The sequence below is a fragment of the Mycoplasmopsis alligatoris A21JP2 genome (genome assembly GCF_000178375.1).
Taxonomy (GTDB): domain Bacteria; phylum Bacillota_I; class Bacilli_A; order Mycoplasmatales; family Metamycoplasmataceae; genus Mycoplasmopsis; species Mycoplasmopsis alligatoris.
In genome coordinates this window covers 1-6,919 of the sequence record NZ_ADNC01000032.1, presented here as the reverse complement: position 1 = coordinate 6,919, position 6,919 = coordinate 1, and the positions used below count along the sequence as shown (strand labels likewise).

Below are 6,919 nucleotides of genomic sequence, written 5' to 3'. Positions count from 1 at the left end.
GTTAAATCAAAATAAAATATTGAATGATGAAAAATTCGATGGTTATTACGTTTATGAAACATCTAGAATAGATATGACTCCAATTCAGATTGTTGAAACATATGCCAAACAATGACAAATAGAAGAAATTTTAGAACTTTAAAATCAGCTATACAAATTAGACCGGTTCATGTTTGAACTAATGAACATATAAAAGGTTATTTTACATTATGCATATTATCATTAATAGTTTTTAAATACTCTCTTTATGTAGTTAATGATTTTTTAAATAAAAATGGAGTTATCGACAGAATAACTAACGATAGATTCAAAAATGCTTTAGCAAATGCTAATTATGCTGTTGATAAAGTTAACGGAAAAATAGTTGATACTAAAAAGATTACAAACTCAAACAATCCTTTATTAAATGATGATTATTCAATAATTAATATGTCATTTAACAAATATTTCAATAGTAAATAAATATCAAAAAATACACATTCGCCTATTTTATAGGGGAATATGTATTTTTTTATTCTCTAACTTGGAAACTCAGGAAAATAATATGGAACAGGTGTTTTCAAACTATAGAATTAGGTAGTTTATAAGAATTTAAAGTTAGTTATACAAATTAGATTGGTTCATGTTTAAACTAATGAACAAATAAAAGATTATTTTATATTATTCATATTATCAACAATAGTTTTTAAATATTATATTTATCTAGTTAATTATTTTTTTAAATAAAAATAGATGTATTATGAATAACTAATAATAGATTTAAAAACGCTTTAGAAAATGCTAATTATACTGTTGATAAAGTAATCGGAAAAATACTTAATACTAAAAATTACAATTAAAACAATCTTGTATCAATTGGTGATTATTAATAATTAATATCTCATTTAATAAATATTTCAATAGTAAATAAATAACAAAAAATACACATTCGCCTATTTTATGGGGGAATGTGTATTTTTTTATTTCCTAACTTGGAAACTCAGGGAATAATTTAAATAATTTTGTTAATTAAAAATAGTTACTTATAGAATTTAATTTTTTAATGTTATTTAACTTTTCTGAATATTTGAAATTGAATATTTCCTAGCGATTTATCAGTTATTTGTTTTTCGTTTGAAATAATAGATCTAATATTTCCGCCTTTATATTCATCTACCACTGTTTTTTCTACATTTTCAGATTTAGCCATTCAAATAAATTTTAAGTTTAAATCATAATTAGATTTTTCAACAACCTCAAATTGAACATTTGTTAATTCTTTTGTCTTTTCATCATATTTTACTAAGAATAATAATCATTGACCAGTATTTGGTGTGTTGTATAGTTCAACAAATTTATAACCATCTACCTTAATTTCATAATTATCTCTTAAATAATTCATTTTTAAATCTCTAGTTGTTAAACCATGTGATGCATCTAATTTAACAAAAGGCTTTTCAATATTTTTAGCATCATTTTTTAATTCAAATGATGGAGCGTTTTCAACAATTTTAGGTTTTAGTGATTCTTTAAAAGTAGTTAATTTAGATTTTTCTGTTGCTAATTTCACTTTATCTGATTCACTTAATTTTTCTAATTCTGTTAACGCTTTATCAATTTCTACCTCATCTGCTTTTACCACAGAATTTTTAGCCAACAATGTTGCGTATGTGGATTTAAACTTAGCAACTAAATCTACTGTTACATCAGGTTTGTTCAATGATTTTTTAAAGTTATCTAATTTTGTTTTTTCAGGAGACAATTTAACTTTATCATTATTGTTTAATCCTTCATATTCTGCTAAAGCTTTGTCTATTTCTACTTCATCAGATTTTACTACACTTGTTTTTGCTAATAATGTTGAGTATTTTGATTTAAATTTAGAAACTTCATCCTCAGATGGAACAGGGGTTATATTTCCTGGTGTTTCCAATGATTTTTTCAATTTATCTAATTTATCTTTTTCAACTGTTAGTAATTGTTGAGCAGCTAAACTTAATCCTTTGAATTTTGCTAAAGCCTCATCTATCATTTTTTCATCAGATTTTTCAGCTTTTTCTTTAGCTAAAATTGTTTTATATGCTTCTCTAAAGTCAGCAACGATTTTTTCGTTTGCATCAATATTAGATGTTTTAGGTAGCGCTTTTCTTAAATTATCTAAATGGTTTTTTTCATCTTTTAATTCATTTTTTACGTTTAATGTAAGTCTTCCATATGCTCCTAATGCATTAATAATAACATTTGTATCTTTATCTTTTACATCTGTTACTTTTAAAGCTAAAGCTTCTTTATTAGCTTCAATAAATTTTTTAGCTTCTTCTGATTTAGCATTTGCTGATTTTGCACATGATACAATAGTTACTAAAGGCACTAATGAAATTGATGCAAGAGCAAGTAGTTTCTTTTTCATAATATATTCTCCTTAAGAATTATTTTTTTACTCAATATAATTATAATATTTATTGATTTTAATTTATTTAATTAATGAGTAAGAATAAACTAATTATTTATTAATAGATTAATAAACCAATCTTTATTCAAATGAATTATACAATTCTTTTTGCACTCGACGCAAGTAATTGCTAATTTTTGATAAATTGTTGTATATGTCTAATATATAGGTGTTTTTGGATAAATTTTCTAGTGTTTTATAGTCTGAAATTCCTTGCAATTTTAAAAATAATTTGAATTTTTCTTGAAAATCATTGTTATTGTTAAGTGCCATTAATAGCTCAAAAAGGATATTTAACATAGCATGAGAATGGAATCTTACCTTGCCTTCTAAGTCTGGATTTATAATTTTATTAAGATTTTCGTAGTCTTTTTCAGTTAATTTTGGCAATGTATAGTCATAAATTGATTGTCTAAAGTCATTTAATCAAATTTTGTTATTTTCTCTTATTTGCCTACCAAATAGACTGATTTGCTCGGATGTTGAGTTCTTATTTAAATCTTGAATAATTGTTGAATAATAATTTAAGTATGAATTAGGACGTAATAAAAATTGATTTTTATGTAATTCAAATTGTTCTGCTACGTCTTCAGCTAAAAATACTGCTTTTTGCATATAGTGAAAAAGGCTTTGATTTCCTATGAATAAAATGTCATAAGTTTTTTTGTCGATTTTGTCAAGCAATTCTTTTTTATTATTATCTAGTTTTTTAAACGATGTACGAATGATGTTTAAAACTCATATAAAGTCTTGATAGGACTTTTCATACTCGCTTTTAAATTCTTTTAATGCGTTATTGTAATTTTCTTTTGCAAGAACTATTTTTTGCAATTGGTTATTAAATGATTCGGTTTTATTTTTATCAAAACTTGATGAACAAGAAGAAAGAAAAAATATAGGACTAATAAGACCTATAGATAATAAAATTTTTTTATATTTAAAAAACATATTTTTATTATAAACATTTATAGATGTTTAATAATTATTTTTTTAGTAATGAAGAAGCTTGCTCATCAACTATAAAAGTAACATTAGGATGCATTCTTAAAAAGCTTGCAGGTACTTGTTCCGACATTTTTCCTTCAATAGAATCATAGATTGCTTGAGCTTTATTTTCTCCGCTTGCAAGTAAGATTATTTTTTTAGCTTCTAGAATTGTCCCAATTCCCATAGAAATAGCAGTTTTAGGAATGTCAGAAGGATGATCAAAATACTGTTCGTTTGATTTAATGGTGCTTTGTGTAAGTTTGACTTCTCTTGTACGACCTTCTTTTAAAGAACCTGGTTCGTTAAAAGCTATATGTGCATTTGTTCCGATTCCTAAAATCATCAAGTCAATACCACCTTTTTGTTTGATTACTTTTTCATAATCTGAAGCGTTTTGAGCAACATTTCCAATTCCGTTTGGAAAATTAATATTGTGTCTATTAACATTGATATGATTGAATAAATTTTGATCCATAAAATAGTGATATGAACAATGATTTTCAGGATTTAAATTTACATATTCATCTAAATTAAAGGTAGTTACGTTTTTAAATGAAATTTCTTGTGAGTTATATTTTTTAATTAGATTTTGGTATGTTTCTACCGGAGTTGATCCAGTTGCAAAACAAATATTAATTTTGTCATGATTTTTAATTTCATTAGCAATGATTTCTGCTGCTTTTTTTGACATTTCTGAATGATCTTTTGTATAAATAATTGGCATTTTTACCTCTTTACTTCTTTTCCTTCTATATAAACTTTTTTAATATTGTATTCTTTATCCATTAAAATTAAGTCTGCAATATAATCTTTTTTAATTTGTGCAATATTTTTTAGGTTTGAATTTTTTGCTGCATTATAAGATGTCATTTGAACTATTTTTGATAAACCTATTCCTAATGAAATTAAATTTTTAAAAGCGTCATAAATACTAATACCACTTCCTGCAATAGTATTTGTTCCTTTTAAAGTAATTAATAAACCTTTTTTTGTAACAGGAATACCACCAGATTGACTATCTCCGTCTATTCCATGTGCTGGTCTAATGGCATCAGAAACACAGATTAATTTTGAAGCATTTTTATTTTTTAAGGAAAATAAAACAGATTCTTTTGAAACGTGCATAAAATCAATAATGATTTCAGCATAAGGCTTTTTGTATGTCAAAGCTGCTTGCAACATTCCAGGATTTCTTGATTCTACTCCACTCATTGCATTTCATAAATGGCATGTACATGAAGCTCCTGCATTGTAAGCTTCCATACTTTGAGCATAGTTTGCCGATGAATGACCAATAGAAGCTATTATTCTATTTGCTACTAAATATTTAATTAAGTCATTATCAAGCATTGTAGGATCAAACGAGACTTTTCTTAATGTATAATTAGAACTGGCTAAAATTTCTTTTAAGTCTTCAAGAGTTGCTTTTCTTAGTCACTCTAACTTATGCGCACCTTTTTTAGCAGGCCCTATAAAAGGCCCTTCGATGTGAATTCCAATATTTTTTGAAACAAGTTTTTTAGCTTTTGAAATATTATTTAGTGCTTGTAAAAATTCACTTCATTCATTAGTCATAGCTGTTGGCATAAATGAGGTTATTCCATAGCTTGCTAATTTTTTTGAGATTCTTTCAACAGCTTCAGTTCCGTCCATAACATCATCGCCAGCAAAACCATGAATATGTGTATCAATAAATCCTGGAATTAATATTTGTTCAGCTTCTCCTTCTTTTTTGATAATCTGTTTGATAACGTTATTTTCTAGTATAACATCAGCATTTTTTATAATTTTGTCATAATTAACTATTTTGACATCTTTAATAATAGTTTCCATTTTAACCTATAATCCTTCTTAAACTTCCATAGGCACAACATGAAGATCTTGAACCTAGGTATAATTCTTTGGCTTTTTGTAATGATAAATTTTTAACCTTCATTATAATAGCATAAATAACATTTTGGTCTGCAAGATCAAAACATGATTTAGCTTCATTCAAATTACAATGAGAGATTTTACAAATCATTTCTATACAACGATTATAAGTTTTATCATTATTGGGTTTTAATCCTACCATTAAGTCGTTATAAACTTTGCCTAATTTTATAGCACTTATTGATGAAATATTATTTAAAACTATTTTTAAAGCACTAGCAGCTTTTAGTCGACTAGAACCAGCAATTAATTCTTCACCTGTTTCTAAAACAAGTTCATAGTCAGTTATTTTTCCTATTACTGAATTTTTTTTGCTTGTTATTAGTGCGCTTTTAGCACCTAATTTTTTTGCATATTCAATTCCACCAAGAATATATCTAGTGCTTCCGCTTGAACTAGCACCGATAATAAAATCGTTTTTTGTGATTTTGAATTTTTTAAGCTCTTTTAGTGCTAAATTATAATCATCTTCAGTTCCTTCATTGCTACTTAAGACAGATTTGTCACCACCACTGATTTGGTATTTGAATCAGTCTTTTTCACCAAATGTTGTTTCAACATCTAAAGCATCTAATAAGGCAATTCTGCCACTTGTACCTGCTCCTATATAGATGACTGATCCGCCTTTGTTGATTGATTTAACTGCTTGATTTATTATTTGAGTCTGGACATGTTTTGAAGCCTCAAGGGCCTTGATAACATCATATGTACTGCCATTGAAAATTTCGACTAGTTCTAGAGTACTTAATTTATCTAATTCTTTCATTGTTACCTCAATTTTTAGTTTATTCTTTATAATTCTATTTATTTTTTTGTGAATTTAATATTCAACTTTAATTTAATTAAATATAATTATTTAATGCAAAAACATTGATGGCATTATTGAAGAGTATGATTTGTATGAATTATTGAAGTTTTTTTAGTAATTTTATACATAATTGGTACTTTACTTGTTATTTTCTTAGTAAGTAGCTTTTACTTATTTTTAGCTATCATTTTGTATTATTTATTCAATATTATTACAGCGGCAATAATTTTTAAACAAAAAAGACAGTTTTCATCACGTTTAAGCTGAATGATGATAATTATTGTTTTACCATATGTAGGAAATGTCTTATTTTTCACTTTTGGCCTACGTTATAGCAACAAACGAGAATTAGAAATAACAAAAAGTGATAAATATAATTTAGATAATTTTTCTTGTTGTAGCCCCTTAAGTCCTTATGTAAATAAAAATGAAATTTTAAATAGTATTCAAAATATTACTGAAACTAGAAATTTTTCAGGACAATTTAAAATCTATTCTGAAGGTTATCATTTTTACGAAAAGCTCTTTGACACACTAAGAAATGCAAAAAAAACAATTAATTTAGTTACGTATATAATTAAACCATCAGAAATAAGTGAGGAATTTTTAGAAATTCTAGAAAAAAAAGCTCAAGAAGGTTTAATTATACGATGATTAATTGATTCATTTGGAATGACTTTTTTAGCTAAAGAAATGTTAAAAAAACTAAAATCTTATAAAAATGTTGAAATTGATTTTATAGGTAAAATTCATTATCCATT

At 25.6% G+C, this 6,919-nt stretch carries 6 protein-coding genes and 1 pseudogene; 2 read left to right on the top strand and 5 right to left on the bottom strand.

What is annotated here, in order from left to right; all coding sequences use genetic code 4:
• Window positions 1-462: pseudogene (locus MALL_RS04195) on the top strand (IS1634 family transposase); the annotation flags it as partial.
• A gap of 583 nt (window positions 463-1,045) precedes the next feature.
• Here the strand turns inward: MALL_RS04195 and MALL_RS04190 are convergent.
• From MALL_RS04190 to MALL_RS04170, 5 genes are all read right to left on the bottom strand, one after another.
• Complete coding sequence (locus MALL_RS04190; RefSeq protein ID WP_005684049.1) at window positions 1,046-2,389, bottom strand: hypothetical protein; 1,344 nt, start codon at window positions 2,387-2,389, stop codon at window positions 1,046-1,048.
• A gap of 123 nt (window positions 2,390-2,512) precedes the next feature.
• On the bottom strand, window positions 2,513-3,379 hold the full coding sequence (locus MALL_RS04185; protein WP_040545688.1) for a hypothetical protein: 867 nt from the start codon (window positions 3,377-3,379) through the stop codon (window positions 2,513-2,515).
• Window positions 3,380-3,413: 34 nt separating this feature from the next.
• The gene (gene nagB, locus MALL_RS04180) at window positions 3,414-4,142 is read right to left on the bottom strand and encodes a glucosamine-6-phosphate deaminase (protein ID WP_005684045.1); all 729 of its coding nucleotides are present in this window, start codon (window positions 4,140-4,142) and stop codon (window positions 3,414-3,416) included.
• Between the two features lie 2 nt (window positions 4,143-4,144).
• On the bottom strand, window positions 4,145-5,251 hold the full coding sequence (gene nagA / locus MALL_RS04175; RefSeq protein WP_005684046.1) for an N-acetylglucosamine-6-phosphate deacetylase: 1,107 nt from the start codon (window positions 5,249-5,251) through the stop codon (window positions 4,145-4,147).
• A 1-nt stretch (window position 5,252) separates the two neighbouring features.
• On the bottom strand, window positions 5,253-6,116 hold the full coding sequence (locus MALL_RS04170) for an N-acetylmuramic acid 6-phosphate etherase (protein WP_005684047.1): 864 nt from the start codon (window positions 6,114-6,116) through the stop codon (window positions 5,253-5,255).
• Between the two features lie 93 nt (window positions 6,117-6,209).
• Here MALL_RS04170 and MALL_RS04165 point away from each other — a divergent pair.
• Window positions 6,210-6,919, top strand: a 710-nt coding sequence (locus MALL_RS04165; protein ID WP_211204449.1) for a PLDc N-terminal domain-containing protein, incomplete at its 3' end; no start/stop codon positions are given.